Genomic DNA, 3,622 nt, shown 5'->3' with positions numbered 1-3,622 from the left:
AGGGCTTTTTCTACCTTTGTTTCTTCCTATTTGGGGCGGTGAGCCGATCAGGCGTCGGCGTGTTCTTGAGTCGCAGGAGTAGACGGTCTATAGCTTTCTGGTCGCCTTCCACTGCTGCACGTTCATCATCGGTCAGCGGTATCTCCTGCAGCATCCGTATCATTCCAGTCTTCGATTGGAGCAGGTCGGCGCGGGAGGATTCCTTCGGAATGTAAAAGTCACAACGTGCGCAAGCCATGCGGTGCGGACACTGATCGAAGAATTCGTACGAGCACAAACCGTGGCCAAGATCGTAGTATCGCCACGGCTGTTCAGTTTGACCATCGTCGATCGCCTGCCGATCGATGAGCACCTCCATCATTCTCAGGTTTCGCTGGAAGTACTGTGCCTCTGAATAAGCCCGGGCGAGCCGGGTTGGCGTGAATGCGACGTAGTGTTGCGTGGTCACGGGCGAACGATGACCGAGCCATGCCTGTAGTTCAAACAACGTCATAGGTTCGCGGGCGTTGAACAACTGACTCGCGATGGTGGAGCGGGCCCTGTGACTGCTGATCTGACCGCGCGCATCCGCCTGTGGAATGCCCGCTTTGCGGCAAAGCATGGGAATCAGCCGTTTGTTCAGGTACGCCCGTGGAATTGCTCGGGCACGGTACGAGAACAGGAAATCGACCTTCTCTCCGGTCTTGATGTCKAGCGCCGACGGTTGTACAGGACGAAGTTGCTCCCACACAGTGATCGCTTCTCCGACAATAGTGTCAATTGGCTTGGCAAACGCGGTTCCCGTCTTGTGAACTGGAACGTCAAGCATCCAGCATGACGTAGCCTGCTGTCCTATCGACGGTTCCTTGTGCACGCAGCCGACCCGCAGCCGGACGATCTCGTCGCTACGTAGTCCTGCAAAGAGCCACACGATGCTCAACGCCTGTAGCATCTCGAGTGGATAGTAGCCTCCGTTGCGAAACATGGCGCCTGTCGCATTGCTATGTCCCTTTGGAGCACTGCCGTGACCAGGAAGATCGGCGATCGTCAGATTCAGGCCAGCCCACAGGAGTTTCGCCCAGAGGTCATCGGCAATGATGCGTGGCGCTGGTCCGATCAGGGCCTTGATCGAGCGAGGCGTTGCAAATGCCCGAAACGGATCGAAACGACGTGGGATCCATTCCCACTCCTGGATATCTGCGAAGAAGCATCGCATCGCGCCGAGGAAGGCTTCCTTCGATCGCGCTGTTGCAGGTTTGCCGAGCTTCGTCCCGAGGCCGGCGGTCCTCCAGACATAATCGCCGACGTGCATGCGGTCAACTGCGCCTACATATTCCGCCGCCAGTTCGCGGGTCCACTGATCTGGATGTGTGATCTCCGGATGACAGTCTTGCAACCAGCGGGCCGCCTTCAGGACCATGTCCCGAAGATGGCGGCGGGTCGAGACCGTCAACGTGCTGGTCGCCTCCCATCGCTCAACTGCGAGCACCCAATCTCCGGACAGACCGGCGGTTCTCGCTCGATGAACGCGTTCGCTGTCAACCCGGTTCCGGATCGTGGGCTCCGCGGCGATGATTCCAAGTGCTGCAAGCACGCGTAAGAGCTGGAAGTACAAGGAACTGCGATAGTTCGAATCCTGCCAGCGCATACGGACCGATTCGATGAACTCGGTCGTCAGTGATTCGAGTTCGGGGCGCTGGTTAATAAGCAGGAGTTCCGCGACCAAACTCATCAACGGTTTGCATGGACTTCGATAACCCCAGGCAGCGGAAACCTCGGTCACCCGTAGAAGTGTCGCAGCGATACGTTTCCTGCCGAAGATCTTCTCCGCAAGTGCAACCCGTTTCACCTCCCCAAGGCTGGGGATGTCGTGGAAACAGTGCAGCAGGTATGCGACAGCCATTAGCGCCTGTCGCTCGCCACCAGCGCACGGCCTTGGAACGTGGGCGGCATAGAAAGCCTCCTGGGTGGTCCCGATGACCTTATGCCAGGTCGTCGCGTCCCATGCCCATAGCGAGGTCTCTCGCGCCGCACAGTGTCGAAGGAGCATCAGCTTTACGCGATCGTCGTATATGTGCTTGCCGTCAATCACGGCCAGCGCGTCATCGATTGGTGCGATCAGACGTTCAAGGCCTGATAGTCTGCCGAGGACCGCCTTTACCGTCCGTTCACTGGCCATTGCGCGAGGAAGCTCACGCGTCAGCATCTTCCGCTCCGCAGCCGTCAGCTCGTTTCTGCGATCATAGTCCGTGATCTGTATCGGCCATGTCCATAGGCAGGCAGCCTCAGGCTTGGGGATGCGCACCGCCCGGGATGAGCACATCATCGTTACTCCGCGTCGGCGACACACGCGAGGGCGTCAACACGCCACGCGTGAATCTGGCGCATGGTCTTCGCGAACCTGTCGGCCAGATCGTGACCGGACAGGTGTACGTATTGCCTGGTCGTCTCCAGATTCTGATGACCGGCAAACCGGGCAATCTCATGAAGTTGCCAACCCGAGCGGGCGAGATCGGTCAGACAAAGATGGCGCAGCGTATGGGTCGAGAACGCAGGAACGTCGGCGCGAAGCGCTATAGATCGGACTACCTTGGACCACGTCCATAGCGTGATGGGCGCTCCGTGGTTGCGCGGCGACTCGGACAGAAACAACGCGTGTCGATCCCCGGCAACGCCATGCCTGTGTCGAAGATAGTCGCGCAGCAATTCGCCGGAAGTATCGGAATACGGAACGACACGCTCGCGGTGGCCCTTGGTCGTCTCCGCCCTGATACGCAGCAACCGGTGGGCGGGATCGAGATCGCTGCCCCGAAGCTGGCATAGCTCCTCCCGACGAAGCGCCGCATCATAGGCAAACGCCAGCATGCATCTGTTACGCGTCGGCTCGTCGCGGACGACAGCCAGCAGGGCCGTCCACTGCGCCTCCGTGGGAATCCACGGCAGCTTGCGAAACTTCTGGATGAGGCCTCGTTCGCCGCGCGCGCCGAAGTGGCCGGATGCCGTATAGCGGCCGCGGCTTACCGGGTTGGTCCTGATGAGTCCCTCGTCAACCAGAAACTCGAACAGCAACCGGACTGCGGTCAGACGCTGCTGCAGCGTTGCGTTTGACAGGAAACCACCTGAGTCGATGCGAACCACGTTCGCATTCGCTCGTCGTGGCTGGGTTCGCAGCTCGCCGACATACTGCGCGATGGTTTCGCGCGACATGCTGCGCAGATCGCGGGAGTGACCCTGTGCAAAGCGAAGGAAGCCTTCTACCGCGTACATGTAGGCCGCGACTGTATTCCTTGCCAGGCCGAGCATCACGCAACTCTGTATCCAGCGCCGAGCATACGAGTTCGAGGCGATCAGTGGATACCGTTCCCACACCGGTTCGACGACAGCGTTGCCTGCAACCATGATTTGCTCCTCTCGCGAGGGATGCTGAGTCGCCACCACAACGATTCAGCTCGGGGCAAGTAAGCGGGCATCGCCTTCGGCACGGGTTATCCACCGGGCCGCTCGCCTCTCGCTACAGAAGAGCGGGCGGCGGCCCCGTGGATAACCCTGCGTGATCTGTTTCAATATGTTCTGCGCACCAGCCAACTAAAAACTGGCCTACCGTAGCACAGATTCAATTCCAAATAACTTATATCAGAAGGCT

Annotated in this window: 2 protein-coding genes; both read right to left on the bottom strand. The window is 59.2% G+C overall.

The annotated features are described in order from the left end of the window. Positions 1 to 10: 10 nt before the first annotated feature. Positions 11 to 2,185, bottom strand: coding sequence for a tyrosine-type recombinase/integrase (locus tag GCT13_RS47165; protein ID WP_160111852.1), 2,175 nt, complete (start codon positions 2,183 to 2,185; stop codon positions 11 to 13). A gap of 122 nt (positions 2,186 to 2,307) precedes the next feature. Continuing rightward, complete coding sequence (locus GCT13_RS47160; protein WP_087739859.1) at positions 2,308 to 3,378, bottom strand: tyrosine-type recombinase/integrase; 1,071 nt, start codon at positions 3,376 to 3,378, stop codon at positions 2,308 to 2,310. Positions 3,379 to 3,622 lie beyond the last annotated feature (244 nt).

The sequence above is a fragment of the Paraburkholderia franconis genome (assembly GCF_009362735.1).
GTDB classification, from domain to species: Bacteria; Pseudomonadota; Gammaproteobacteria; order Burkholderiales; family Burkholderiaceae; genus Paraburkholderia; species Paraburkholderia franconis.
This window is presented reverse-complemented; position numbering and strand designations above follow the sequence as displayed.